Annotated in this window: 24 protein-coding genes and 2 pseudogenes; 14 read left to right on the forward strand and 12 right to left on the reverse strand. The window is 57.4% G+C overall.

All coding sequences use genetic code 11. The features are described 5' to 3' along the window. Nucleotide 1 precedes the first annotated feature (1 nt). Nucleotides 2-580: a hypothetical protein gene (locus tag WOC76_RS06320; RefSeq protein WP_341431331.1), complete on the forward strand. Its 579-nt coding sequence runs from the start codon at nucleotides 2-4 to the stop codon at nucleotides 578-580. Nucleotides 581-630: 50 nt separating this feature from the next. Here the strand turns inward: WOC76_RS06320 and WOC76_RS06325 are convergent. The 7 genes and pseudogenes from WOC76_RS06325 to WOC76_RS24260 form a co-directional block, all read right to left on the reverse strand. After that, nucleotides 631-1,307: pseudogene (locus tag WOC76_RS06325) on the reverse strand (transposase); the annotation flags it as partial. A gap of 381 nt (nucleotides 1,308-1,688) precedes the next feature. Further along, entirely contained in the window at nucleotides 1,689-3,077 is a 1,389-nt protein-coding gene (locus tag WOC76_RS06330) for a TolC family protein (protein WP_341108219.1), read from the reverse strand. 50 nt (nucleotides 3,078-3,127) lie between these two features. Continuing rightward, the gene (locus tag WOC76_RS06335; protein ID WP_341431332.1) at nucleotides 3,128-6,259 is read right to left on the reverse strand and encodes an efflux RND transporter permease subunit; all 3,132 of its coding nucleotides are present in this window, start codon (nucleotides 6,257-6,259) and stop codon (nucleotides 3,128-3,130) included. A 14-nt stretch (nucleotides 6,260-6,273) separates the two neighbouring features. Beyond that, complete coding sequence (locus WOC76_RS06340; RefSeq protein WP_341387711.1) at nucleotides 6,274-7,497, reverse strand: efflux RND transporter periplasmic adaptor subunit; 1,224 nt, start codon at nucleotides 7,495-7,497, stop codon at nucleotides 6,274-6,276. A 262-nt stretch (nucleotides 7,498-7,759) separates the two neighbouring features. After that, nucleotides 7,760-7,930 carry a hypothetical protein gene (locus WOC76_RS06345; protein WP_341431333.1) on the reverse strand — a complete coding sequence of 57 codons (171 nt, stop codon included), beginning with the start codon at nucleotides 7,928-7,930 and terminating at the stop codon, nucleotides 7,760-7,762. Between the two features lie 267 nt (nucleotides 7,931-8,197). After that, nucleotides 8,198-9,259 (reverse strand): GlxA family transcriptional regulator, encoded by a 1,062-nt coding sequence (locus WOC76_RS06350; RefSeq protein WP_341108214.1) that lies wholly within the window; start codon nucleotides 9,257-9,259, stop codon nucleotides 8,198-8,200. Continuing rightward, the gene (locus tag WOC76_RS24260) at nucleotides 9,256-9,864 is read right to left on the reverse strand and encodes a putative quinol monooxygenase (protein WP_445730649.1); all 609 of its coding nucleotides are present in this window, start codon (nucleotides 9,862-9,864) and stop codon (nucleotides 9,256-9,258) included. The genes WOC76_RS06350 and WOC76_RS24260 overlap by 4 nt, the downstream gene beginning before the upstream one ends. A 367-nt stretch (nucleotides 9,865-10,231) precedes the next feature. Here WOC76_RS24260 and WOC76_RS06360 point away from each other — a divergent pair, with 367 nt between their 5' ends. The 3 genes from WOC76_RS06360 (at nucleotide 10,232) to WOC76_RS06370 (ending at nucleotide 13,975) form a co-directional block, all read left to right on the forward strand. After that, nucleotides 10,232-10,978 (forward strand): isocitrate lyase/PEP mutase family protein, encoded by a 747-nt coding sequence (locus tag WOC76_RS06360; protein WP_341108212.1) that lies wholly within the window; start codon nucleotides 10,232-10,234, stop codon nucleotides 10,976-10,978. A gap of 127 nt (nucleotides 10,979-11,105) precedes the next feature. Beyond that, on the forward strand, nucleotides 11,106-12,380 hold the full coding sequence (locus tag WOC76_RS06365) for a thiolase family protein (protein WP_341108210.1): 1,275 nt from the start codon (nucleotides 11,106-11,108) through the stop codon (nucleotides 12,378-12,380). A 98-nt stretch (nucleotides 12,381-12,478) separates the two neighbouring features. Next, nucleotides 12,479-13,975, forward strand: a complete 1,497-nt coding sequence (locus WOC76_RS06370) for a DNA-3-methyladenine glycosylase 2 family protein (RefSeq protein WP_341108833.1) — start codon at nucleotides 12,479-12,481, stop codon at nucleotides 13,973-13,975. 62 nt (nucleotides 13,976-14,037) lie between these two features. Here the strand turns inward: WOC76_RS06370 and WOC76_RS06375 are convergent, their stop codons facing one another. The 4 genes from WOC76_RS06375 to WOC76_RS06385 all read right to left on the reverse strand — a co-directional run bounded on the left by WOC76_RS06375 (nucleotide 14,038) and on the right by WOC76_RS06385 (nucleotide 16,493). Next, nucleotides 14,038-14,517 carry a methylated-DNA--[protein]-cysteine S-methyltransferase gene (locus WOC76_RS06375; RefSeq protein WP_341431334.1) on the reverse strand — a complete coding sequence of 160 codons (480 nt, stop codon included), beginning with the start codon at nucleotides 14,515-14,517 and terminating at the stop codon, nucleotides 14,038-14,040. A 123-nt stretch (nucleotides 14,518-14,640) separates the two neighbouring features. Further along, on the reverse strand, nucleotides 14,641-15,261 hold the full coding sequence (locus tag WOC76_RS06380; protein WP_341108207.1) for a DNA-3-methyladenine glycosylase: 621 nt from the start codon (nucleotides 15,259-15,261) through the stop codon (nucleotides 14,641-14,643). After that, complete coding sequence (locus tag WOC76_RS24265; protein ID WP_341108205.1) at nucleotides 15,258-15,563, reverse strand: GNAT family N-acetyltransferase; 306 nt, start codon at nucleotides 15,561-15,563, stop codon at nucleotides 15,258-15,260. The genes WOC76_RS06380 and WOC76_RS24265 overlap by 4 nt, the downstream gene beginning before the upstream one ends. A gap of 156 nt (nucleotides 15,564-15,719) precedes the next feature. After that, entirely contained in the window at nucleotides 15,720-16,493 is a 774-nt protein-coding gene (locus WOC76_RS06385) for an SDR family NAD(P)-dependent oxidoreductase (RefSeq protein WP_341108204.1), read from the reverse strand. A gap of 188 nt (nucleotides 16,494-16,681) precedes the next feature. On the opposite strand from WOC76_RS06385, the gene WOC76_RS06390 reads away from it, so the two are divergent. From WOC76_RS06390 to WOC76_RS06400, 3 genes are all read left to right on the forward strand, one after another. Beyond that, complete coding sequence (locus WOC76_RS06390; protein WP_341108203.1) at nucleotides 16,682-17,035, forward strand: UBP-type zinc finger domain-containing protein; 354 nt, start codon at nucleotides 16,682-16,684, stop codon at nucleotides 17,033-17,035. A 237-nt stretch (nucleotides 17,036-17,272) separates the two neighbouring features. Next, complete coding sequence (locus WOC76_RS06395) at nucleotides 17,273-17,875, forward strand: alpha-ketoglutarate-dependent dioxygenase AlkB (RefSeq protein ID WP_341108202.1); 603 nt, start codon at nucleotides 17,273-17,275, stop codon at nucleotides 17,873-17,875. A gap of 111 nt (nucleotides 17,876-17,986) precedes the next feature. Further along, nucleotides 17,987-18,745, forward strand: a complete 759-nt coding sequence (locus tag WOC76_RS06400) for an isocitrate lyase/PEP mutase family protein (protein ID WP_341108200.1) — start codon at nucleotides 17,987-17,989, stop codon at nucleotides 18,743-18,745. 6 nt (nucleotides 18,746-18,751) lie between these two features. Here WOC76_RS06400 and mug read toward each other — a convergent pair whose 3' ends face one another. After that, on the reverse strand, nucleotides 18,752-19,261 hold the full coding sequence (mug, locus tag WOC76_RS06405; RefSeq protein WP_341108199.1) for a G/U mismatch-specific DNA glycosylase: 510 nt from the start codon (nucleotides 19,259-19,261) through the stop codon (nucleotides 18,752-18,754). Between the two features lie 889 nt (nucleotides 19,262-20,150). Here mug and WOC76_RS06410 point away from each other — a divergent pair. From WOC76_RS06410 to WOC76_RS06440, 7 genes and pseudogenes are all read left to right on the forward strand, one after another. Beyond that, nucleotides 20,151-20,432 (forward strand): DUF1272 domain-containing protein, encoded by a 282-nt coding sequence (locus WOC76_RS06410; protein ID WP_341108198.1) that lies wholly within the window; start codon nucleotides 20,151-20,153, stop codon nucleotides 20,430-20,432. A 15-nt stretch (nucleotides 20,433-20,447) separates the two neighbouring features. Continuing rightward, complete coding sequence (locus WOC76_RS06415) at nucleotides 20,448-20,954, forward strand: DUF1993 domain-containing protein (RefSeq protein WP_341108197.1); 507 nt, start codon at nucleotides 20,448-20,450, stop codon at nucleotides 20,952-20,954. Between the two features lie 92 nt (nucleotides 20,955-21,046). Next, nucleotides 21,047-22,333 (forward strand): ergothioneine biosynthesis protein EgtB, encoded by a 1,287-nt coding sequence (gene egtB / locus WOC76_RS06420; protein ID WP_341387717.1) that lies wholly within the window; start codon nucleotides 21,047-21,049, stop codon nucleotides 22,331-22,333. After that, complete coding sequence (gene egtD / locus WOC76_RS06425; RefSeq protein ID WP_341108194.1) at nucleotides 22,333-23,298, forward strand: L-histidine N(alpha)-methyltransferase; 966 nt, start codon at nucleotides 22,333-22,335, stop codon at nucleotides 23,296-23,298. Before egtB ends, egtD begins: the two co-directional genes overlap by 1 nt. A 62-nt stretch (nucleotides 23,299-23,360) precedes the next feature. Further along, nucleotides 23,361-24,219, forward strand: a pseudogene (locus WOC76_RS06430) (DDE-type integrase/transposase/recombinase); the annotation flags it as partial. 141 nt (nucleotides 24,220-24,360) lie between these two features. After that, entirely contained in the window at nucleotides 24,361-25,221 is an 861-nt protein-coding gene (locus WOC76_RS06435) for an alpha/beta fold hydrolase (protein ID WP_341387719.1), read from the forward strand. Between the two features lie 58 nt (nucleotides 25,222-25,279). Beyond that, nucleotides 25,280-26,914: an FAD-dependent oxidoreductase gene (locus WOC76_RS06440; protein WP_341108191.1), complete on the forward strand. Its 1,635-nt coding sequence runs from the start codon at nucleotides 25,280-25,282 to the stop codon at nucleotides 26,912-26,914. Nucleotides 26,915-26,935: the final 21 nt, after the last annotated feature.

Raw genomic sequence — 26,935 nt, forward strand, 5'->3', positions numbered from 1 at the left:
GATGAGGTTGCTACTTGCCTTCGTCGCCGCAATCTCGCTTCAAGCGCCAGTGGAAGCTCAGCAGGTAACGGGAGGCCCTATCCAGCAGGTCGAGCAATGCGTTGCAAGGATAGGGCCTGATGTCCTTACCTTTGCATTCTACCAGCCGCTAAGGTCTCGAAATCAATTTTGCGAGGAAATTCCGGAAACTGGCCCTACTATAATCGTAGTCGACTCTATGCAAGATGAGCTGCGTGATATGACCATTGAGCTTCGCCTAATCAAGGCTACTGGAAGCATAGACGGCGAGATGACGTGGAATGAAAAATCACTTGAAGCATATCTCCCTCCCACAAAATTCAACAGCGGGACTCTAACTTACGAACACAATTTCTTAGAACGAGGGAAGTATGTTGCTCTTATTAGAGCGAGGGACGAAAATGGATCAAAAGAGTACAATGCAACCTTCGAGTTCACGGTAGGCGAGACGTCGATCCGTGAATTAATAGCGACTTCATTCCTATCCATCAGCGCTCTTGGCGGATTTTGGCTGTGGTATAGAAGGAAGTTCGGTTATGCGCATCCGAATCGAGGCTCTTAATGCTCGCTCGAACGGCGGCGTTGTCAGCGGTGCTCTTATAATAGCTGCAGACCCGGCCGGCGCGCCGTATGACGTTCGAGCGTCAGCCCGTTGTTCTGCAAGATCCGCAGCACACGCTTTGCGTTCACGGGCGACTTGCCTCGGTCCGCAACGTTCGGTTCGCTAGCGCACAGATTCGCCGATAGCCATAGGTTGGCCGCTCGTCGACGATGGCGCGGGTAAGCGGTGTCAGTTCCGCGTCCGCGGCTTTGCGGAAGCGCCCGCGGGGCTTGGTCGCACCTTTCTTGCGCTCGGCGAGATTGGAGCGAGCGACGCTCAGCGCTTTGGCAGCGCAGCTCATTGGGAAGCATCCTCCTTTCACCACACGAGCGGCAAGGTCGGCTTTTTGCGCGCGCTGCGTCGAGAGCCAACCGGAGGATTTCCGCCTCCATGGCTTTCTTGCCGAGCAGGCGCTCCAGCTCGCGGACCTTTCTCTCGAGGTAGCGATCTTCGAGGCGCCGACGACGTCCTCGTCGGTCGCCACGGAGCCCTGACCGCCCTCGGCCATGCAGTGCTTCCAGGCGAAGAGCTGAAAGGGCGCGATCTCGGACCGGCGGACGACGAAGGAAGCGCTCATTCCCGGCTGGGAGGCCTCCTCGACGAGACGGACCTTCTCGGCGGCGTTCCAACGCCGGCGACGCCGGACGAATGTGATGGCTTCGACGCGAAACCGGGGTCTGGAGAACATTGGTCATAGTCGTATTCATAGGTTTACGCCTATGCCTTATCGGCTATGCCCGGTGTCCGGTCAAAACAGGGTGCATTCCACGGCGTAACCTTCATTGTGCTTATCTACCGCCTGTCGCGCCACGACACGGAATATTCGCCAGAACTCCTATTAGCTTTCAGCTACAACGCCGCGGGCGCGTTGCTCGCGGCCGGCGCTCTCTATCTCGCTTTCGGGCTGCTGGTCTCACCAAGATCGCCGCCGCGGCCATGGTGCCAACTCGCTCCACCTGTGCAGAAGCTGATTAGGGCGAAAACGCGTATGATTATGAACCGTCTTCCGCTCCGACACTTGGGCCGCTCGATTAATTCAGACGAGCCTCTTTCTATCCTGGAGGGGCGCTCATGGAGTCCAGCCGCCACCAAACGATCGGAAGACGCCTACGGCCGCTCTTGCAACGTCGGCTCGACTAGCGCTGAGATGATCTCGGGCAGACAGGAGTTGTCGGTCTGCGTCTAGCACGTCTGTCAGCGTAATCGAACCCGCGCGATAGGCCTGCTCCGATAAATCACGCGCCTTGGTAAGCGCTTTTACTTCTGCTTTGAGCTCAGCCGAGTCGTGTTGCGTCTGGATAAAGACGGATAGAGAATTTTCAACGTCTTCAATCGCGCGAAGCATGGTTTGTCGGTAGTTCGCCAGTGCGACGGCGTTGGTTCCGCGCGCCTTTGCGACTTCCGCATCGACTTTGCCGAAATCAAATAATCTCCACCGCAGAGCGCCAGCTCCCAACGCTCCAAGAGCTCCGGGAGTGAAAAGCCGCGCGCCACTCACGCTATCAAGCCCCAGTACTCCAGGAAGGAACACTTTCGGATAATAGTCGGAGATTGCTGCTCCAATTCGCTCACTAGTAGCAGCGAGTCGTCTCTCTGCGGCAATCACGTCAGGTCGACGACGGAGGATCTCGGTTGGTTGAGCCTTTCGTGGGATTGCCGGGACAGATGGAATGTCACGTGAAATCGCGATTTCACGGCTATATGTGCCAGGTTGGACACCCATAAGAACATCTAACCGGTTCAACTGTCGGTCGAGCGCGATGTGGAGTGATGGAACAGTTGCGCGGGCTTGTTGCAAAAGCGCCTCCGCCTGCGCTACTTCCCGCGCTTGCGCAGCACCGGCTTTAAAACGATCTCGTACCAATTTGAGAAGGCGCTCATCAGTTTGAATTTGGCTCTCGGCAATAGCAAGCCGCCCACGAAAGCCACATATTTGAAAATAGGCATCCGCCGCATCAGCCGCAACGATTACACGGCTCCCCGCCTGGTCAGCTTCGGCTGCCTGTGCTTCATCCTGCGTCGCGGCGGCGCCTCGTTGAATCCCTCCGAAGAGATCTATCTCCCAGCTCGCGACAAGGCCCATACGATAATCTCGTTGATCACGGTAAAAGGTAGGAAGACCATTTGCAATCGTACCTAACTTACCATCAAGGCTCTGATGTTCGAATGTCGTCGAAGTATCGAAAGCAACCGTGGGTAGGCGTTGTGCGTCGGATTCGGCTGCGACAGCGCGCGCCTCCTGCACTCGAGCGAAAGCTGTTGCGAGCTCAAAGTTCTGATCCAACACCCTTTGCACAATCGCGACCAGTACTGGATCACTGAATCCTTCCCACCAGCGATCGAGGGGTGGAGCAGCGCGTTCCCTCTTTTCCAAGTTTTCGCTTCCATACCGAAAGGAGACGAATTCAAGTCGCGGCGGTTCATAATTCGGGCCAACAGTGCAGCTCGTCAAGGTCATGCCTATGAGTAGCCAGCACCGAATTAGGTGGAGAGCTCCTAGAATTCGCATTAAGCTCGCTCCTCGTGACCGAAATTTCGCACGAAGGCGTAGAACGTCGGCGTGAATAGGAGCCCAAACACGGTGACGCCGAGCATGCCAAACAAGACCGCTGTCCCAAGTGATTGCCTCATCTCCGCTCCCGCGCCAGTGGCAACGGCAAGAGGCGCAACGCCAAGGATAAAGGCGAATGATGTCATCAAGATCGGACGGAGTCGGGTTCGAGCTGAATGTGTCGCAGCTTCTTCGCTTGTTACACCGTCTTCATCCTCTCGCTTTCTTGCGAACTCCACGATCAGGATCGCATTCTTCGCTGCAAGTCCAATCAGCACGATGAATCCGATCTGAGCTAAAATGTCGATGGGCATATCCCTGATTTGCAAGCCGGTGACCGAGGCAAGCAGACACATTGGAACGATAAGTACGATCGACAACGGTGTCTTCCAACTCTCATATTGGGCTGCGAGTACGAGGAAGACGAAGACGGCAGAGGCCGCGAAAATCGCGAGGGTAGAGATACCCTGTTGCTCTTGCTGGTGAGCCAAGTCCGTCCATTCATATGCGACTCCAGGCGGAAGTACGTGCCTCGCAAGATCTTCCATGGCTCGCATCGCAGTGCCGGATGCGACGCCGAGCCCCGCAGTGCCTTGTATCTCCGCCGCCGGATAGAGATTGTAGCGCGGGACACGGTACGGCGATGTGCGATCTTTGAACGTTGTCACCGCTCCAATCGGCACCATTTCCCCGCTTGCATTGCGGACTTTGAATCCCGCGATATGCTGCGCCGATTGTCGAAATTGCTGGTCCCCTTGGACGAATACCGGATATGTTCGGCCCAAAAAGTTGAAATCATTTACATACTGGGAGCCAAGATACAGCTGTAGGGTCGAGAACACATCTGATGGCGCGAGACCAAGCTTTTCAGCCTTCATCCGGTCGATATCGGCGTACAAAGACGGCGCGCCAGAATTATAGAGAGTGAATACGTTCGCGAACCTACTATCCTTATTGGCCGCGGCGACAAGATCGTTGGCCGCCTTCGCGAGCGCCTGGGCTCCGAGGTCGGCTCGATCCTCGAGAATAAATTTGAAGCCACCCGGCGCTCCCAAGCCTTGGACAGGAGGCGGGTTGACCACAATGATAACTGCGTCCTTGATGCCCGCCAACCGTTTTCGCAATCTTGGCAACATCGCGGCTGCGTTAACGCCGGCCTCGTGTTCACCGTAGAGTGAAGGTAACGATGTGAAGATCGTTCCAACATTTGGCGCGACTGTATTGGTTGTCACGTCAAACCCAGTCGTTGGAGAAGTATGTTTTACGCCTGGTGTTTTCAGGGCGATTTCATTGACTTGGCGGACGACCGCGTCAGTGCGCTCCAAGCTCGAGCCTGGCGGCAGCATAACAACGATCGCCTGATACCCGATGTCCTGATCTGGAATGAAGCCTGTCGGCATTCGAGCCATCTGCAGGCCCGTTAAGGCTATTAGCCCGATGTATACAGCAAACATAGCCGCAGTCCCTCGGACCAGCCGACGCGTCAATTCGCTGTAGTTCGAAGACAGGCATTCAAAGGCGCTGTTGAAACGTTGAAAAGAAGTCCCCAGAATCCGGCTCTCGAAACGTTCGGAATGATGGCTGTGTTGCTTGAGAAAAACTGCGCAAAGTGCCGGACTTAGTGTGAGAGAAACAAAGGCAGAGATCAACGTCGAGGCGGCTATCGTTATCGCAAACTGCTTGAAGAACAGTCCCGAAATGCCCGAGATGAAAGCCGTCGGAATGAACACAGCGCACAGCGTCAGTGCAATTGCGATCAGCGCTGTAGATACTTCATCCATTGTCTGATGGGCTGCCTCTCGAGGCGTCTTGCCGAGCGCCATGTTTCGTTCGACGTTCTCAACCACCACGATGGCGTCATCCACTACGATGCCAACGGCCAGCACCATACCGAACAGCGACAGATTATTAATCGATGCGCCGAAAGCGGCAAGAATACTGAAGGTACCCACGAGTGATATTGGGATGGCCACCACGGGAATGATCGTTGCCCGAACGCTTTGCAGAAATAGGAAGACTACTGCGACCACGAGCAAGACTGCTTCGAAGATCGTGAGGACGACATTTTCGATCGACTGATCGACGAAATTGGTCGGGTCATAGAGGTGATCGATATAGTCAACCCCGGTTGGAAAGTCTTTCTTGAGCTCAGCCATTTTTTCCCAGATCGCGTGGTGCAGCTGCACGACGTTTGCGTCGGGAGTGGCGATGACCCACCACGGTGCCGATACATAGTTATCCGCATAAGCCTTGGAGCCGTAATCTACCGAACCGACCTCGGCACGCCCGATGTCGCGAATGCGAGTGACGCGCCCATGAATATCTGATTTCACAATGATGTTAGCGAACTCTTCGGGTGTTGTGAGGCGACCAAGCGCTTCGACATTTACCTGATAGGCAGCGTCTGTCGTGACCGGCGGCTGGTTTAGCGTGCCGGCGGAAACTTGCGCGTTTTGGGCTCGAAGAGTGTTCAGAATTTCGTTTGCACTGATATTATAAGCGGCCGCCTTATCCGGATCGATCCAAATCCGCATAGCGTACTGTCGTTCGCCAAGGGCCCAGAAGTCGGCCACACCCGGGATGCGCGCGATCTCATCCCTGACACGTAGCATGTAGTTTGATAGATATTCCGCACTACGAGAGCCATCCGGTGAATAGACGTGCACGCCGAGCAGGAGCGCCTGGATTGTCTTCTTGACTTGTACGCCCTGGAGTTGAACTTCCTGCGGGAGTCGAGATAGCGTGTCCTGCACACGATTGCGAGTAAGCATAAGCGCAGTATTCGCGTCGGTGCCGACTTTGAATATCACTGTGATGGAAAGCGAACCGTTTCCTGTGGACTGACTAGAGATGTAATCCATGTTCTCTACGCCGTTGACGGCCTGTTCCAATGGCGTTGCGACAGTGCGGGCTATGGTTTCGGCTGAGGCACCAGGATAACGCGTCGTAATCTGGATCGTCGGAGGTACTATGTTCGGGTACTGAGCGATGGGCAAGGATGCCATCGTAAGCAATCCGAATGCGACGATGAAGATGTTCACCACTATGGCGAACCGAGGATGGTCTATAAAAAAATGTGACAGTTTCATAGGTAGACCTTAGTTTAGTCCCGACCGGAGACGAATCGGATCGAGCCGGTATGGGGAATGATTTTTAACCCTGGCGCGACCGTGGGAATGCTGTCGATTAGGACACGATCAGTCGAAGTCAGCCCTGAACGAATGACTCTGAGGCCTCCTCGAAGATCGCCCAATTGAACGGGTTTTGGCACGACAGTGTCGTTCGGACCTACGGTTAAGACGATGTGTTGCGACTGATCGGGAAGGATAGCAGCGTCTGGCAGAAGCAAGGTGGGTGAGGGGGGCGTGGTTTGCAGCCGGACTCGAGCAAACCCACCTGGTGTCAACAATAGATCTTCGTTGAGAATGGTCGCACGCGCATGTATTGTTCCACTGGAACGGTCAATTGAATTATCGACGAAGTCTAACACGCCTTGATGGGTGAAGCCGGCCTCGTCGCTTAGAGATACATCCACTATGCTCGCGAGGGTCTGGATCTTGTGATGGAGGAGTAAGAAGTCCCGGAGGTCGGCTTCGCTCATGTCGAAATTTAAATATATGCGATCAGTCGACACGATCGTGGCAAGTAGAGTAGCGGGGCTTGCTCCCGCGCGACTGCCCGCGATGAGATTTCCGATGGATGCGAGGTGGGAACCCATGCGGCCCTTAAAAGGCGCGACGATTCGACAGTGATCTAAATCAAACTGCGCATCCCGCACCATGGCTCTTGCGTTGTCCACGGCGGCTTGCGCGGCTTGAAATTCTGCGTTGCGCTGATCGACGCTTTGAGTAGTTCCTGCGCCGGTCCGACCGAGCGTTGTCGCCCGCAATTTTTCCCGATTCGCAAGATCGAGGTGCGCAACTGCACTTTTCAATTGTGCCGTCGCCTCGCTCAACTTAATTTGGTAGGGCGTGGGGTCGATCTCGAACAGGAGTTCTCCCTTCTCGACGATATCTCCGTCTTTGAAGCCGATATGCGTGAGTGTGCCTCCCACTTGAGGCCGCAATTCAACATAATCGACGGCAGAGAACTGACCAAGGAATTGTGCTTTGCTGTCGACATCGCGAAGAAGTGGCACGCTAACAGTAACGCTCGGGGGAGTTGGCGCTACGGCCGTGCTATTGGGTGCGGTGAGACAATATGCGGTCAGAATAAAAGCGCTCGTTAAAGCCGCTATTGTCGAGCCGGTCCAAAACCTCACGCCTAGCTTTGCGAAGCGATGACGAGCGACCGAACCTGCCCCTAATTGCCAAAGCGGACTTTTCATCGTTGGCCCCACTGATGTTCGCGCATGGGCTATCTAACGATAGATAGATGTCATGAAAATATGCTGGGAACTGAACAAATGTCAATCACCTGGAGTGCATGTATGGACGCGTCCTCAGCAAGGACGTTTGGGGCTTTTTCTCAATTTGGTCGGTTGCAGTCATAAGCCCGCGCTTTTGAGCAGCCCATATGCCCACTGGTCTTGATTAAAATCCGAGATCGGCTCTCGCCCTCACGGGCGCTTGTTTCGATCCCTCGCTTCGCTAGCTTGCCTCAATTTTCCGTTCGCGCTTCGCATCGTCTCGGCTACGGTGCAGCGTAATGTCTCGAGGTTCCTTGGTAGTCCACATCGCGCGGTTTACATTTCGCTTGATCATGACCGCCCGTGGCAATCCGCCATTTTTGTTCGCCATGGCGGCAGCGATGACGAACACGTGTTTCTCTTCGAGCGGGTTCCTGACCCAGATGCCTTGTCAGAATCTTCTTCGCGAACGAAAACAAAAGACAGTCTTCGCGCCTGCGACCGCCGTGGTTCCCGGCGCGCGTCAACATAACCACTTTCACGAGCAAGCTTTGACCCTGGCGCACCACGGAATTTCACATCATTTTCTGCTGGGCGATTGGGGTCGAGTCGCTCCGTGCTTAGTAACTTTCGCCAGATGGCGCGTCGACGATATAGTGTCTGAGCAGCTACGGTCGCACTAATTTACTCGGCCGTGATTTCGGCGGTAGGCACCAGGCGTCATGCCGGAGTATCGATAGAACGCTCGACGAAAGCTCGCTGCGTCCGAGTACCCGGAATTTGCAGCTAGTTGCTTCACAGGAAAGTTGGTTGTTTCGAGCAACAGGCGCGCGGTTTCGAAACGTACACGGTCTATAAATTGCTTGGGGGTCTCGCCGGTGGCTTCTTTCAATCGCCGATTCAGTGTCCGATCCGAAGTACCCAGCGTTCGAGCGAGATCTTGCGCTGTCACAGTTTCTTCACCTGCAACCCTGACCGCATGTTCCGCTTCAAGTAAAAATGGATTGGCTGCCGATAAATGGCTAAGCGGAACATACACCGTGCGCGTTGAGGGCGCGGTATCTACGACCGCAAAATCAGCAGCTAACTTCGCCGCATCGTCACCACAAAGCGAACGAATAATATGTAGACACAAGTCAATCCACGACAGCGGACCGCCAGAGGTTACGACCCTTTGATCTTCGATGAGCGGAGCACCCCATATAGCGTCCGCTCTTGGATATCTTGCCTTCAACTCGTCGTGACGCCACCACGTGGTGGTGCAGCGACGTCCATCGAGCAGGCCCGCTTCGCCAAGTATGAATACACCGCTGCACGATGCGCATACCAACGCTCCCATTGCGTGCTGGCGACGAATCCACGCTGCCAGGGCCGCAATCTCTGGAGTCGAAAGGTACTTAGCGTTATCATCGCAAAGGTAGCCCGGCACCAGTATCGCAGTTAAACCAGTAAGCGCTGCTATCTCTGTTTCGACATTCAAAAGTCGCCCACTGCTATCCTCGAACGGTTTGCCATTGAAACTTGCGGTCAAAACCTTGAAAGACTGATATCTGCCTTCCTTGCTGATAATTTGCGAGCCGAGCTTCAACATATCGACGGACCCAACGAATCCTGCTCCTAAACAGCTGTTGAAACCGAGGACGACGATTTCCATAGCGATCCCGTTGGAAGTCGAAGGACTTTCGTTGTTTTCCACAAGCGCCGCATCCGACATCTGAACGCAACCTTGATATGCGTTCACCGCAGATTCGGGAGCTTTTCCGCCAATACTTCGAGCTTTTCAATCGACGGGGCGCTCGCCAATAGATCCGCCGCACGCCCCATTAGAGCTTTGGCCACCTCTCCCGCCAGATGAGCTTCCCGTCCGGCCTCATCGGAGAAGGTGTCAAAAATTCCGAATTTCGATGGACTTATTTGAATCGCAAACCAGCTTGCCGTGGCCGGTTCAGCCTCGACGAGGGGTAACGCATTTCTCAAGAAATCTGCCAACTGCTGTTCTTTTCCAGGCTTGGCTTCAAGAGCAACAAACAGTCCAGGTTTAGTCATTTTTTTTGTCTCCTTTGTGGGGGTGGGTTGAACTCTATTTGCAGAGTATTCTGCACTCGTTGCGAAGCAGGCTCTATAGGCACCGATGAGTTCGCGAACGGAAAAGACTGTGAGAACACCAGCTGTCGCCAAGGAACCACCTAGCAGGAAGCTATTCCCGCCGACGCCAGCGCTTTCATCCGCGACAGCAGCGCTTGCGACATAAAACGCTGTTATCCAGATCGCTACGATCCAGATTGCGACCGCAACCGCGTAAAGGACATTGGTATTGAGCCACTCGCGCTTCGCATCTTGGTTCATGATGGATTGTTCTCGCTCATCGCGCTCGTGGACATTGCTTACAGAGACTTAGCAAAGGCCCCGCCGGCCACAGGTGGGCAAATTTGCCAAAAAGGGCTCCGGGTGCGCCATTTCGCTGCTTCTGTCTTCACCTTTGCAGTGAAAGCGGACACCTAGTGTCGATTGCAAATTGCCAACCGGCCTAAACCGCGACTGCCAGTGCTTAAATCACGGCTCTCTATCGATAGATAGGCGTTGACAGTCCCGATTCAAAGCACTAATTTTCCACCGATTTAACGACAGATAGGGCTTTTGGGCAAGCGAACTGTCCCCATCCTTACTCGCATCGATAGGGGTAGTGCGGCTTTCCGAACGAGGAGAATGGACGATGGGACAACTCGAAAAAGCCGAGAAGTTCACGGCGCTTCATGTCAAGGGGGCGCCGCTTATTCTCTACAATGCCTGGGATGCAGGCAGCGCTAAAGCTATCGTCAAATCCGGCGCGCAGGCGATCGCCACCAGCAGTTGGTCTGTTGCCGCTGCGCAAGGATATGACGATGGGGAAAATCTTCCGATCTCCATCGTGGAGCAGGTGATTGGAAAGATCGCCTCAAGCGTCGATGTGCCCCTCACTATTGATTTCGAAGGTGGCTACAGCGATGATGATCACACGCTGTCCTCCAATATCTCAAGGCTGATCGATCTCGGAGTCGTCGGGGTCAACTTTGAGGATCGCATCGTGAAAGGCAAAGGCCTTTACGATATCGATAGGCAGGCGAAGCGCATTGCTGCAATTCGGCGTGCGGCAGAGAACAAGAATGTCCCTCTTTTCATCAATGCTCGGACCGACGTCTTCCTCGGAAATAGTGCTGATGTCGAAGAACTGCTTCACCGGGAAAATGCCTATGCCGTCGCCGGAGCGTCCGGCTTCTTTATCCCAGGCGTGACCAACGCGGATCAGATCAGGCGCATCGTCGAGGAAACGACGCTGCCCGTTAATGTCATGGTGATGGAGGGCGTGCCGCCAATCGACGAACTTTCGAAGCTGGGTGTTGCTCGCGTGAGCTATGGCCCAATCCCGTACATCGAGACAATGGAAGCGCTGCAGAAGAAGGCTGCTCAGATCTATTCATAGCCTCTGCGATGTTTTGAGAACGACTGATCCCGGTCAATTGGTCTCTGCGAGACATCCGGCGCGTGTCGGGAGCGACTGACCTCCACGCAATGGCTAATAAAGTCAAAGCCTATCTGAGGAATGATCCATGGGGCGTTTTGCTCAAGACATCTATCTCGCTTCGGGGCTGCGGACTCCGTTCGGCCGCGGAGGTGGTGCGCTTGCGGGGTACGATGCGATCGGCCTGTCTGTGCCTATTGTCAAGGCAATGGCAAGGCAAGTGATCGATCAAAAGCCCGATCTCATGGTCTGGGGCACGGTCCTTCCGAGTCTCGGCTGGAGCAACATCGCAAGAGAGATCTGGCTAGAGGCGAAGCTCGACGCGACGGTGCCGTCGTACTCGGTTGTGCTCGCTTGTTCGACCAGCATGACGGCGACATTCGCTGCGGCCGGCATGATCGGCCCAGATCTCGATGCCGTGCTGGTGGGAGGCGCCGAGACGATGAGCCGCGCACCGATTGGCATTTCGTTGACGACGAGCGATCGACTGCGCAGCCTGATCGCTAAGAACCCGGCTGAGGCAATGACGGCGCTCTCCAGCTTGACGCCGGCGGATTTCATCCTCCCGACCAAAGGTTGGGCGAACCGGATGAGCGGGCGCACCATGGGCGACCACATGGAGGACACCGCGAAGGAGTGGGGCATCGGTCGCGATGCTCAGGACAATTGGGCCTATCAGAGCCACATGCGCGCCGTGGCTAGCTGGGACAACGGCTTCTTCGATGACCTCGTCCTGCCGCTTCCAGAACTTGCAAAGGACGCCAATCCGCGCCGGGACACGTCGCTCGAAAAGCTTGCGGCACTTCCCCCTGCATTCGATCGAACGAGCGGACGTGGCACGCTCACGGCGGGAAATTCGTCCCCGATCACCGATGGCGCGGCCGCCGTTTGGGTCGTGTCCGCCAAGGGCCGCGCACGGCTGCCCAACACGGTACCTTCGGCGAAACTCGTCGACTATGAGATCGCGGCCGTCGATTTTTCTATCGACGGTCTTTTGATGGCCCCGTCATTTGCCATCCCGCGACTCCTGGACCGGCACGGCCTTACTTTCGAGGACATTGACCTGTGGGAGATCCACGAAGCGTTCGCCTCGCAGGTGTTAGCAAACGTTGCAGCCATGGAAAAGCCGGGCTGGATTGCCGAGCATACGAAGATCGCACGTGATTTCGGCCGCTTCCCTTGGAATCGCGTCAATCCGCACGGTGGCTCTGTGGCGATCGGACATCCATTCGGTGCGACCGGGGCGCGCGATTTGAGCCAAGCCGTCAAGGAGCTCGCGTTGATGCCGAAGGGATCACGAGCAATCGTCAGCGTATGCGCTGACGGAGGCGAAGGCACCGTGGCGTTGCTTGAGAGCGCGTGAAAGAGCGTTGTAGAGGCACTCGGTTCGCTCCATTGCGCGAGCCGACGACGTCCCAAAGCCGCGAGACTGTCGGGTCGCGCGTCCCCATATTGCACGTCATGGACCTCGGTCAGGATGCTTACTACAGCGCTGTCAGGACACGCGACGCGCGGTTCGACGGCCGATTCTTCGGCGCGGTAAAGACTACGGGGATCTACTGTCGCCCGATCTGTCCGGCTACCACGCCGAAACGACAGAACCTGGTCTTCTATCCTACGGCAGCAGCGGCCGAGGAAGCGGGGTTTCGGCCCTGTTTGCGCTGCCGCCCGGAGACCGCTCCTGACGTCAGTGCCTGGCGAGGGGCGTCCGATACGGTCAATCGCGCACTTACTCTGATCGAGCATGGAGCGCTTGACGACGGCTGCGATGTAACTTCGCTCGCCAAACGCTTTGGCGTCGGCGAGCGGCAGCTACGCCGGCTCTTCCGTCAACATCTTGGGGCGTCACCAACCGCCGTCGCACAGACACGCCGAGTACATCTGGCCAAACAGTTGTTGCACGAGACACGTCTCCCGATGAGTGAGATCGCGCTGGCATCCGGCTTCGGAACCATCCGCAGATTCAACATGGCATTCGAAAAACTCTTCGGTCGGCGCCCGAGCGCGCTGCGGCGCGCATCGGCCGAGGAGATTTCGGCGGGCCTGGGAGGCGAAGTGACTGTGCGGTTGCGCTATCGGCCGCCGTACGACTGGCAGGCTATGCTCGGCTTCCTCGCTGCCCGTGCTGTTCCAGGCGTGGAGCTGGTCGATGGCGGCGCATACAACCGCGTGATCGATATCGATGGCAAGATCGGTGCCGTCCAGATAACGCCAGCTCGAGACGAGGATGCGCTAATCGCCCGCGTGCGATTCCACGACCTTTCCCGGCTGCCCGTCATTATCGCGACGCTGCGTCGGGTATTCGATCTCTCCGCCGACCCGCAGGCGATCAACGAACACCTGTTGCGTGATGCCGCTCTAGCGCCGCTGATCGCCGCAAGGCCGGGCCTGCGAGCTCCTGGTGGATGGGATGGATTTGAATTGGCCGTGCGCGCGATCCTCGGCCAGCAGGTCACAGTGCGAGCCGCCATTGACCTCGCTACCAAGCTTGTCGCCGACTATGGTGAGTCCGCGCAAACCTCCGCCACTGGAGACACGCGGCTGACCCACGCATTTCCAAGGCCCGAACGCCTTGCTAATGCAGAGGTACAGCTCGGCATGCCCAATGCGCGCGCGCGTGCGATAAGCGCCATTGCCGCGGCTGTCACCGCCGACCAAAAGCTACTTGACATCGGTCGCAGTCTCGAAGACGGGATCACGCGCCTGAGAGCGTTGCCGGGCATTGGCGAATGGACGGCGCAATACATCGCCCTCAGAGGCATGCGTGAGCCCGATGCCTTTCCGGCCGCCGATGTCGGTCTCATGCGCGCCTTGGCCAATGAGGCGGGCATACGCCCGAACGCCGTCGAGCTGCTGGCCCGCGCCGAAGCGTGGCGCCCTTGGCGTGCTTATGCCGCGCAACACCTCTGGGCAGCTTCTCCGACCGCGTCAGAAAAAGCCGCCAGATCTTGTTCGTGACCTAATGAAAGGCGAAACGGCAGGACTCCGCCATGACTTGCGCCGAGGCCACCGAACGTAACCTATACAGCTTCGATTCCGAGGAGGAACTCCTTGGCTTCGAGGCCACCGGCAAAGCCCGTGAGCGAGCCGTCCTTGCCGATCACGCGATGGCACGGCGCCACGATGGAGATCGGATTTTTTCCATTTGCCGCGCCGACGGCGCGGAAGGCGCTCGGCCTGCCGATCGCGGTAGCAACATCGGCATAGGTCCGTGTTTGTCCAAACGGGATATTGAGCAGCTCAGACCAGACCTGTTTCTGGAAGGCTGTTCCGACAAAAGCGAGCGGGAGATCGAATGACTTGCGCGCTCCGGCAAAATACTCTGCGAGCTGTCGCTCCGCCTCACAAAGAATGGGGTGTTCGAGGTCTTCGACAAGGGGCCCGAGCCAGACCCGTTTCGGATCGCCGTTTTCCCACAGAACCGCGATCAAAGCTGAGTCGCTCGCGACGAGTTTGAGCAACCCGACCGGGGACGCGATGGATTTGAACGCATTGCTCATGCGCTGCTCCTAGACGACGGGCGTTTGAAGATGAGTGCGCAGCACCATGCTGCTTTGTCCCCCTGCAATATGGCGCCGATGCGGGCTCATTTGAAGCGCTAGAGCTTCGGACATTACCTGGGATCATCCCTGCGCTTTCCTCTGAGGGGCGCGTGGTACGGGCCGACTGACAAAGGGAGATTCCGCCAACCAGAAGCGCCAAAGCTTCTCCTTCTCCCGGGTGAGGCCGATCCGCGGACCTGCCCGAACGCTCGTGAGGGGAAGGCCAGCGAGGTCGAACGGCGGGCGGTCGAGCGGCTGGCCATCAAGCCTTCCATCGATTGCGAGTGTTTGGCAAAGTCGGCCGGGTCCGGAACAGACGCCGCGAGGATCAGTCAGGCCTCGCCTTTTTGCCATGACATCGACGCCGAACACCGGTTGGATTGCCCGGATCAAAACCGCGCCGCCAACCTTGGCGCCACAGACAAGGTTCAGGCACCAATGAATGCCGTAGCTGCGATAGACGTAGGAGTGCCCCGGAGGTCCGAACATGCTTCCGTTTCGAGCTGATCGGCCGCGATAGCTGTGCGACGCAGGATCGGCGGCGTCATATGCTTCCGTCTCGACGATGGGCCCGCCCACGCCGTTGATAAGGAGTGTGATCCCGATCAAGCCGCGCGCGACCCTCTCAACATCTTGAGAAAAGAAATCTGCCGAGACGCGGGGCTCAGAGCTGGGCGGGCTCTTGGCCGCACTGCGCTTCACGTCGTTCCTCCTGCGAGCAGGTCGTGGACTTCTGGATGACGTTGGGCATAGGAGGTAACCAACGGGCAGATCGAGCGGAGTTTCCGGCCACGCGCGCGCACATCCTCAAGTGCGACCGCGATGAGACGAGCGACAGCTCCCTGGCCGCTTATCTCCGGCAGCGCTTCTGTAGGGATGAAGGTGATGATGTTGCCCTTCAGCCGGATATGTAGCGATCGCCGTTTCTCGATCGACTTCCAGTTTGTAGCAGGATGCGCTCTGATTATTGCGTGCGTCCATGTGCGTTTCTCGCTATTGCGCAAAACCTCAGTCCATCACGCGCCCGCTTTGGTAGCATCGCTTGTGGATCTGCCCGCCACCCTTGAATTGCGCCTGGCGACGACCATCGTCAGCGGTCTATCAAGCCACAACAGGGCAGTCGCCGTCTTCGGTAGCCGAGCTTCAGCGTCGCTGGGTGTCTACTGTCGCCCGGCCATGATGCCTCCGTCGACGGACAGGATGACGCCGGTGATCCATTTCGCTTGATCCGAGGCGAGAAACAGCAGTGCCTCCGCGGCATCTTCTGGCTGGCCGTTGCGGCCAAGAGGGTGCATCGCATTGAATGTCGGAAGCACCTTGGCGACCTGCTCGTCCGTGAGGAAGGTGTTGAACACTGGGGTTTCGATCACGCCCGGCGCGATGGAGTTTACCCGGATCTTGTCCGGCGCGAGCTCGATGGCGAGATTTTTCGTCAAAGCATGCACGCCTGCCTTGGCCGCAGAGTACGCCGCCGACGGCGTGGCGCCGATCGCTTGCAAGGCCCACATCGAACCGGTTTGAACGATCGCGCCGCCTCGTCCGGCGGTCTTCATCGCTTTGGCCGCGGCCTGCGCGGTGAAGAAGCTCCCCTTAAGGATGCCGTCGACGAAACGGTCGTACTCGGCTTCATCGACCTCGAGGAACGGCCTCGGGGCAAAAATCCCCGCGTTGTTGAACAGCACGTCAAGCCGCCCGAAGCGGTCGAGAGCCACTTTCACGGCTGCCTCCCCGGTCGCCGGCAACGCGACATCGCCTATTTGGGCGGCCGCTAGCTCACCCGTTGGGTCGATATCTTGGACCGCTGCCTCTGTCTTTGCCGCGTTGCGGCCGTTGATGACCACCCGGCCACCCTCTGCCACGAAGCGGCGCGCCACTTCCTTGCCCATGCCGGAGTTTCCGCCGGTAACGATTGCAACTTTGTCCTTGAAACGCATGCCATTCTCCCTTGTGCTCATGACCTATCGATAGATAGTCACTGTTGAATAGCTCGGGAGAAAATATCGGTCAACATCTATCTACCGATAGACAGGCGTCAAGTTACGGGCTAAGGAGAGCTTGCAGACCGCGCGCGCATCTGGAAAATGATTAGATCACTTCCGCACGCGCGATATCGGAGCGGCAAATGAACGACGTATCAGAAGCCATCGACCCTCATGTGACTCCAAGCGGGACCGGATGTGTCGAATGCCTCGCCAACGGCCAGTGGTGGTTTCACCTGCGGCGTTGCGCAAAGTGCGGGCACAATGGCTGCTGTGATACATCGCCCAATCAGCACGCGACAGCGCATTTCCGCGAAACCGGTCATTTCGTCACGACGAGTTTCGAGCCGGGCGAGGACTGGTTCTGGAATTATCGCACGGAAAAGCCGTTCTATGGGCCCATACATACGCCACCGCGGTCGCGGCCGCTCGACCAGCCTTGTCTTGGACCGGAGGGTCGTGTTCCCGCGGACTGGCAAGACCAGCTCAACGAGTAAATCGCGAGGCTGTTGGACACTTGAGGCGGTGCCCAGCGCGTCATAGAGCGAAGCTCGATTGTCGAGGTGAAGCTCGCGGCAGCCCCACTGCAAGCCGTCAACGCTCGGAACGAAGGTAAGGCTTGCGAAAAATAGGCCCGCTCTCCTCATCCGACTCCCAACAACGCGATTTTCCATGAAGCAATGCCCACGAACTCCCCTTCGGCGAAGAGATCCACCAGAAGCGCCGGCGCCGGCATGAGCGACCTGTTCGGTCAACCCGATCTGCGGGCCAAACCCTCAGCGAAGCTGCCCGCGGGCTTCCGCTACATCCCGGATGTCATCACGCCGGCACAGGAAAAGAGCCTCGTCGCGCAATTCGAAAAGCTACCGTTGAAGCCCTTCGAATTCTATGGTTACCAAGGCAACCGTCGCATTTATACCTTTGGCCACGAGTATATCTTCGCGGGACAGGAGCCGCGCGATGATGCAAGCATTCCGGATTACCTCCTGCCGCTAACCGAAATAGCGAGCCAGATCAGCGGGGAGCCGGCGGAGGCTTTTGCGCAGCTTATGATTACCGAGTACGCCCACGGCGCGGGGATCGGCTGGCATCTCGACCGGGCATCGTATGAAGATATCGTCGCCGTGTCGTTTCTCGCGCCCTGTACCTTGCGCCTGCGACGGAAAATGGGCGAGGGCTGGGAGCGCCGATCCGCATACATCGAGCCGCGGTCGGTCTACTTGCTTCATGGGCCGGCGCGCACCGTCTGGCAGCACAGCCTCGCGCCAATGGATGTGCTGCGTTATTCTGTTACGCTTCGGACTTTTAGACTCGGCCGCGGTCCATCGGGCGAGTAAGTCCGCTGGAGCTCCGCTCATTCCCGGCGCCGCTCTATCGATAGTGAGAAGCAATGGCGACCACGCGCACGGGTTTCGTAACTGGGTCGCCAACGAGAGAGAGGAGGAGCGATGAATCAAACCAAAAAAGCCAAATATTTCGCCTCCCTTCATAAAAAGGGGGCACCAATTCTGTTGTACAACGCGTGGGACTCTGGCAGTGCGGTGACGATCCAGGGAGCTGGCGCGAAGGCGATCGCCACCAGCAGCTGGTCGGTTGCAGACGCTCAAGGGTATGAGGACGGGGAGCAAATTCCCCGCGAGTTTGTTGAGCAAATCGTAGCGCGAATTGCGGCGACTGTCGACGTTCCAGTGACAGTCGATTTCGAGGGAGGCTACAGCAGCGACAACAAAAAGCTAGCTTCAAACGTCGCACGTTTGATGGACCTGGGCGTAATTGGGATCAACTTCGAAGATCAGGTCATCGGGCGAGGCGGACTTTACTCGGCGAGACGGCAGGCGGGGCGTATTGCCGTCATTCGGCGGATCGCTGATCAGAAAGGTCTTCCATTCTTCATAAATGCGCGAACGGATGTCTTTCTTCAGGGCCGGGTGTCGCACAGATCAATTCGTGAGGCAATTGAACGATCAGTAGTTTACGGCGCCGCGGGTGCGTCGGGTTTTTTTATTCCTGGACTCACAGATATCGCGTCAATCGCTCAGATCGCCAAAGAAGTGCAGCTGCCGGTGAATGTCGAGATTTCAGACGGAATGCCGTCCATTTCAAAGTTGGTCAAAGCGGGTGTTTCCCGGATCAGCCACGGCCTCGTTCCGTACATAAAGGCCATGTCCGCCCTTGAAGCCGATGCTGCGAAGCTTCTTGCCCGGTGAACGCCCTCAGCTTCCAAACGCGATCCGGAGCTCGGAATATGCGCGTACGAGCGCGCCGAGCGTAAACCTTCGATTGAGGCCGCTGGGATTCGGCAGGATCCACGTGGCGATCCCCGCAAACGTCTCGCGCTGGCGGCCCCATTGGACGTCGTCGACGTCCATCATGGCCGCATATGCACGCTTGCCAAGGAAGGCGAGCGAACGCGGCGCGAAGTCGCGCATTCGATTTTCGAATTCCGGTCGAGCCTGGCGGAATTCCTGAAGCGGGATTTCGCTTGCGCGTCGTGTTGCCCTGCGAGCAATCGCCGTAACCCCACATCGATAAGCGAGCAACTGGCGTTCGTCGTTGGGCTCAAGACGTACATCTGTGAAGCCCGCAAGATGAAGGACAGTCCAGAAACGATTGCTCGGCGTTGAGAAGCTGTACCCTGACGTCTGAGCGGTCATTCCTGGATTGAGACCGCAAAAAATCACCGTCAGGTTCTTGGCGAGGATATCCGGGTCGTATTCACTCATGTGCTGACCTTGAGCCCCGACGAGCTAGGCCGTCGGTGGCCAGTTCCGTCAAGTTCGTGATTGATGGTCGAATGCGCTGATCTCGCGATAGGCTCGCGCGACGACGCGCCCGCCCTCCAAGACACCCACGACGGGAAGGCGCGGGGCCACGACATCGGGCCCGCCAATCCGCTTCGAAAGTCGTCGATGCACCACCGCGGGAAAGTCTCGATTTCGTCGACAACTTCGGACATCGTCCGGGCTGCCATCACGCGGCGGAGCGACAACATCAAAGAATCGCTTGCCATATCGACGGGCGACTGCCGCCATTCCTTATCCGAAGATGGTGATGAACGGTCACGCTCTTGGAGTCGATTTCCTCGGTAAGGTCGCGAAAACTGAAGCCCTGGTAGTCGGCCTCGCGGATTAGAGTTTCCATTAGTCGGCCGGCTGTCTCATTCATGTTACAATCTCTGCCTATCGGCAGATAGAGGTTGACGACGGAAGTTTCCAGAGTTATCGGTTCTCTACCTATCGATAGAGCCGAGAGCGAGCTAATGAGTGCGGAGGAATTGAAGCGAGTTGCGTTGCCTCTCGCCCTTACAACATGGCGGCCGGAGGATGCGCGGTCCGACGATCTATCTAACGATAACTTGACGTCGCTGTAAACGGGCACACACCCGCGCGGTTGATGAGGACGCGCATTCGGAAACCTATGAGAGAATTCCTTGTTCTTTGTCTCTCTGGCGGTAGATAGAAGGCGCAGACTCATAAATGATCGCTTCCGGATTGCAAGCTCAGCTTGCGGGGTGGCTTCAATCTATGGACAAAGACCGAGAAGCAACGCAGGCGCCTGACGGTATGTGCTCTATCTCACCGAAATCGAGAATCCGATACAGGAGAAGCAAGTATGTTGGAGCTTCGGCCTAATTGCGAATGCTGCGACAAGGATCTCCCGCCAGATGCAGACGACGCGGTGATATGCAGCTTTGAGTGCACCTTTTGCCGGGAATGCGCCGATTCAAAATTATTCGGTGCTTGCCCAAACTGCGGAGGCGGATTCGAGCGGCGGCCGATCCGGCCCGCGAGCAAATTGGGAGAGTTTCCACCCACTAAGGTGCGGGTGCTCAAACAAGAGGGCTGCGTCGGACACCGATCAAAGGTGCCTATGGACAATCCGCCGACCAATTAAAACGGAGGGCAGTCTATGTATTATCAGTTAGTGGCGCAATGCGCGCAGTCTTTGAAAAATTTCGAGACTTGCCTCGACAAGGCGGAAGAATATGCTGCCATGAAGAGCTTCGATGTTTCTATCCTATTACATGGGCGACTTGCACCCGACATGAAGCCGCTAATCTATCAAATCCAGAGTGCGTGTGACTACGTCAAAGCGGCGGCAGGCTGGCTATCTGGACAAACGCCGCCCAAACACGAGGATTTTGAACAGACGATTGATGAACTGCGCGCGCGGATATGCAAGACCATCGCTTTCGCACAAAGCGTAACGGAGGAGCAATATATCGGGGCGATCGATCGCAAAATAAGCCTATCATGGACCCCGGGTAAGATCATGAACGGTCAAGACTATCTTCTCCAAATGACTGTCCCGAATGTATTTTTTCATATCGCTATGGCTTACGCAATCCTCCGCAACAATGGCGTCGATGTCGGAAAGATGGATTTTCTTGGGCGGATTAATTTAGTGGATACCTGATCGAGGAAGCAATCGATCTAATACGAGTCAGGCAATGCATCCTGGAATCTACCTGATTGGTCTTGCAGCCGCCGACATCCAGGGAGTTGTAGATGGTTGGATTGGCTCCGGCTCCTGTTACATTATCCGCTCAGGACTTGAGTGCGCGCCTTTGGGAAACGCGCCAGCTTTCGATCGATCTAACGGCGCCCTTAAGCGCCGAAGACATGGCCGTCCAAGCGATGGAGGACGCCAGCCCGACAAAGTGGCATCTCGCCCACACAAGCTGGTTTTTCGAGGTCTTTGTTTTGGCCCCGTATCTTCCAGGCTATGCCGTATTCGATGAGACCTTCCACTATTGCTTCAATTCCTACTACGAGTGCCTGGGGGCTCGCCAGGCGAGATCAAAGCGTGGACTTCTCACACGACCGTCGCTGAATCGAATTTTCGCTTACCGAGAGCATGTGGACGCGGCGCTTGCGACGCTCATCGTTGAACAACGCGCGTCGGGCCCGCTCTGGGAGAGCCTGCTTGAGGTTGGTATCAACCATGAGCAGCAGCACCAGGAGCTCATGCTCACGGACATCCTTTCCCTCTTCGCCGCCAATCCACTCAAGCCCGCTTACCGCCCTGCGCAGGAACTCCCCCTAAAATGTCGCAGGGAGCCGGGGGGATGGATTGAATTTCCGGGCGGCGTTTGTCGGATCGGCCATGATGGAGATGGCTTCGCCTGGGATAATGAGGGACCCCGCCACGACGCGTTGGTTTGCCCATTTCGACTCGCGGATCGCCTGGTCACCAACTGGGAGTGGTTAGAATTCATCGCCGACGGAGGCTATAAGGCGCCGGGCCTATGGCTGTCGGATGGCTGGGCTATCGTTAATCGCGAAGACTGGCGTGCGCCGCTCTATTGGGAGCCACGCGACGACGAGTGGCTTGAGACCTCACTCGAAGGATTGCAGCCGCTCAGTCTCGATGCGCCGGTTGCGCACGTAAGCTACTACGAAGCCGACGCCTTCGCCCGCTGGATGGGCAAAAGGTTACCGACCGAATTCGAGTGGGAGGTCGCGGCGAGAACAGTATCCCAACATGGAAATTCTCTCGGGACAGGCGCATTGCGTCCCCGGCCGGCGGCAATCGAACCGAGTGGCTCGCCCCGCCAGATGTTTGGCGATGTCTGGGAATGGACCCAGAGCGCCTATCTACCTTACCCAGGCTACACTTCCCCGAAGGGCGCGCTGGGAGAATATAATGGGAAGTTTATGGTCAATCAGCACGTGCTGCGCGGCGGTTCTTGCGTGACGCCGGAACGCCATATTCGCGCGAGCTACCGCAATTTCTTTTACCCTCATCAACGCTGGCAATTCGTTGGCCTACGCCTCGCTTCGGAGATAGCCTGATGTCAAATGCGACAGAAAGCATGGCTCCGCTCGCGGGGTGCGGCGACCGCTTCTCCGTTGATGCGCTGGAAGGATTGTCACGACGACGCAAATGCCTTCCCTGCCAGTATTTCTATGACGCGATCGGTAGCGCGCTATTTGAAGAAATCACGCGGCAACCGGAATATTATCTAACAAGAACGGAGATCGCCATCCTCAATTCAAATGTGGCGCAAATGCTCAAGAAATCGTTGAATGAAACCATTCTGATCGAATTCGGGCCCGGCTCTAGTGTGAAGACGGAGATATTCCTGCGTGAGATGCACTGGCTATATGCATATGCGCCAATTGACGTCTCGGAAAGCTTTCTTGAGGACTCTCGACAGCGGCTGCAGAACCGTTTTCCCCAGATCAGGGTCCGCCCGTTGCTCGCGAACTTTTCACATCAAATCAATCTTCCTGAGGAGTTGGCCGAGCGAAAAAAACTTGGACTTTTCCTTGGATCGACGATCGGGAATTTTGCGCCGTCAGAGGCGACACAGCTGCTTGGGGCTATGCGCGCTACACTGTCCCCGGGGAAGAGGCTTATCATCGGCGTCGATCTAAAAAAGGACGTTCGTCAACTTCTTCGAGCCTACAATGACGCAAAGGGCGTCACCGCCGCATTCAACCTCAATCTGCTCTCTCGCATCAACCGGGAGCTACGCGGCGCCTTTGATCTTCCGGCGTTTCGCCACGAGGCGATCTACGATCCTATCGAAGGCAGGATTGAAATGCATCTTGTCAGCCTGAAGGATCAGATTGTCGGCGTTGGCGACGGGGAATTAGGTTTTCGTAAAGGGGAAACGATCCATACCGAAAACGCTTACAAATACACGATTGAGGAGTTTCACGGCATCGCCGAGTCGGCGGGCTGGACCGCCGGGCGGGTGTGGACGGACGATCAAAGCTTGTTCAGCGTCCATGAATTAGTTGACTCGAGGTAAACGATGGCGCGGGCGAGCAAGGTGCCCAAAGCAAACAAACCGTTGTCCTAAAGAGAGGCACCGACGAGGACGTCGTCGGCGCCTTGAAGGTCCCGACCTCGAGAGAAAGGTCCGCGAGCTGGAGCGTCTGCTCGGCAAGAAAACGATGGAGGCGGAAATCCTCCGGGAGGCTCTCGACGCAGCGCGCGCAAAAAACCGACCTTGCCGCTCGTGTGGTGGAAGGAGGATGCTTCCCAATGAGCTGCGCGCCAAATCGCTGGGCGTCGCTCGCTCCAATCTCGCCGAGCGCAAGAAAGGTGCGACCAAGCCCCGCGGGCGCTTCCGCAAAGCCGCGGCCGCGGAACTGACGCCGCTTACCCGCGCCATCGTCGACGAACGGCCAACCTATGGCTATCGGCGAATCTGCGCGCTGACGAACCGGCGCTCGAATTGCCGCTGGTGTTCGGATCATCTTGAAATCGGAGCCCGCAACGGCGAGGTCGTGTGCGTGCTGTTCGTCATCGACGGCTGCGACCGCGAGATCATCGCCTAGTCGGGCGTGGCCAATGGAGGCGTCTCGGGCGTGTGCGTGATCAAATGATCGCAGCGGTCGAGCGACGCTTCGACGCCTTGAAGGTCCCGCACCAAGTCGAGAGGCTCTCCGACAATGGCAGCGCTTACATCTCCGCCGACACCGCCGATACGGCGCGTGCGCTCGGCCTGACGCTGCTGTTCACGCCGGTCCGCCGCCCGGAGAGCAATGGAATGTCGGCGAGTTTCGTGAAGACGCTCAAGCGCGACTATGCGCGGCTCGCCGTCTTGCCGGACGAGGAAACGTTCCTTGCCAAGTTGCCCGGCTAGATCGAGGATTATTGTGAGGGCCACCCGCACTCGGGCCTGAAGTTCCAATCCCCTTGGGAGTTCATCCGCCTCAGTGCTTAACCAGCCCCGCCCGGTGTACGGTCAAGGCGTACTGCCCGTCACTCATGTTGCAATCGCCTGCCTATCGATAGATAGATGTTGACGACGGAAGTTTCCAGAGTTATCGGTTCTCTACCTATCGATAGAGGCGAGAGCGAGCTAATGAGTACTGTCCAAGATTCGTCGATTGTTCCCAACGTCGAGACCCCTTCAGGGCGAATCGCTTATGTGCAGGCGGGCTCCGGACCCGTCGCTCTCTTCGTGCATGGCGTCGTGCTCAACAAGCACATGTGGAGGCGTCAGCTTGACGCACTCTCGGACATCCGCCGCTGCATAGCGGTCGACCTGCTCGCACACGGTGACACCGAGATTAGGGCTGACCAGGACGTCTCTGTGACCGCCAACGCAAAGATGCTGAAGGAAGTCCTCGATGCGCTGCAAATCACTCAGGTCGATCTGATCGGGAACGATAGCGGGGGTGGAATCTGCCAAATCTTCGCAGCGCTCAATCCCCATTGCGTCCGGAGCTTGACGCTGACCAACTGCGATACGCACGACAACTGGCCGCCTGAGGCGTTCAAGCCGTTCGTCGAAATGGTGGCGGCGGGTGGACTGCCGAAGACGATCAACGCGATGCTCGGTGACAAGTCCATATACCGTTCGCCTGGCGCGCTGGGCCCCGCTTATGAGGATCCGAGCATCGAGCGTGACGAAGACATCGAGATCTATCTGCGGCCTCACGTTCGCAGCGAGCAGCGTACCCTTGATCTGAAACGTTTCGTCGGCGCCTTCGACAACAAGCATACTTTGGCAATCCACGATATGCTGGCTAAGCTCACCGTGCCAACGCTGATCGTTTGGGCTACCGACGATGTCTATTTTCCGGTACAGTGGGCGAATTGGTTGGCAAAAACGATCCCGGGCGCGAAGCCGCCTGTAGAGCTGGAGGGGGCGCGACTTTTCTTTCCGCTCGAACGAGCGGACGCTTTCAATGAACTCTTGCGTGATCATTGGACTGCCTGACCCGCGCCGAAAGTGACGATCCAGTCGCACACAACGAACCAGTCCTGAGGCAGACAGCATGCTGCTGGAAGACCGACTTGCGCAAATCGTTCCTACGCTGACGCCCGCTCAGATTCAATTTGCGCTGCGCTTCGCGAGTGGTCCCAAGCGGGTTTTTGCGCCGGACGAAAAGCTTCTCGATGTCGGCGACCGCAATACGATCGTCTGGCTCGTCATCGAAGGCAGCATCGTTGCGAGCAGACGCGACGGCCTCGGGCGGGAAGGGCTGTTCGCTACCGGCGGTCCAGGCCAGTTCAGCGGCGAGGTCAGCGATCTCGCCGGTCATGCCTCCTTGGCGATGGTGTGCGCTGGTCCGGATGGATGCTCCGCTTATCCCTTTGATCTGCCCCACTTGCGTACCCTGCTCATCAGCAGTGCCGATATCGGTGAGGTGATGATGCGGGCCTTCATCCTGCGGCGCGCGGCGCTGCTGGAGGGGGACAGCGTGGGCTCGGTCATACTTGGGGAAGCAGCGTCGCCGGACACGGTTCGTCTTCGCGGCCTGCTCACGCGAAACAGCTACCCCCACTCATTGATTGACGCTGATGGGCATGACGGTAAGGCTCTCGTTGAGCGCCTTGGCGTGCTGCCGGACGATCTGCCGATTCTGATCTGCCCGAATGGAACGGTGATGCGGCACCCGAGCGATGCCGAGGCGGGCTTCGGCCTCGGGATCGTGCCCGATATCGAGTCGAATACGGTGTACGACGTCATCGTCGTCGGGGCAGGGCCCGCAGGCCTGGCGGCCGCCGTGTATGCGGCGTCCGAGGGTCTCAGCGTCCTGGTTCTTGATAGCCGCTCGTTTGGCGGCCAGGCCGGTGCCTCGTCGAGAATCGAGAACTATCTCGGATTTCCCACCGGCATTTCCGGTCAGGCGCTGACGGCCCGCGCGTTTCTACAGGCTCAGAAATTCGGTGCGCAGTTTGCGGTGCCCGTCTCGGCGCTCGAACTCGACTGCTCACAACTGCCGCTGCACCGCGTGGCGCTCGACAATGGGATTTCGATCTATGGCCGAACGGTGGTAATCGCATCGGGTGTGCGCTATCGTCGGCCGGAGATCGAGAACCTCGATCGCTTCGAGGGAACAAGCGTCTCCTACTGGGCGACGCCGATCGAAGCGACGCTGTGCGAGGGGCGCGATATCGTGCTTGTCGGAGGCGGAAATTCGGCAGGACAGGCCGCCGTCTATCTGTCCGCCCATGCACGAAAGCTATACCTGATAGTCCGATCCTCCGGGTTGGATGCCTCCATGTCGCGCTACTTGATTGACAGGATCAAGGCGACTCCAAGTATCGAGCTGCGAGTGCATACCACCGTGACAAGACTGTCAGGCGTCGCGGATGGCACGTTGAGCAGCGTCGACATGAAATCTCGCGACATCGACGACAACCAGAGCGTCGACGCTCAGCACCTGTTCTTGTTCATCGGCGCCGATCCGAATACACAATGGCTCGATCAACGGATCGCGCTAGACGACAAAGGGTTCGTCACGACCGGTGACAATCTGAAATTCCCACTGCAGACCAGTAGCCCTGGCGTCTTCGCGATCGGCGATGTCCGATCCGGTTCGGTAAAGCGTGTCGCGGCCGCAGTTGGCGAAGGCGCTGCCGCGGTGGCTCAGATCCATGCGTATCTCGGCAGTCTGCACGCGTAGGTCAACATCTATTGGCGCACA

The sequence above is a fragment of the Methylocystis sp. IM3 genome, from assembly GCF_038070105.1.
GTDB lineage: Bacteria > Pseudomonadota > Alphaproteobacteria > Rhizobiales > Beijerinckiaceae > Methylocystis.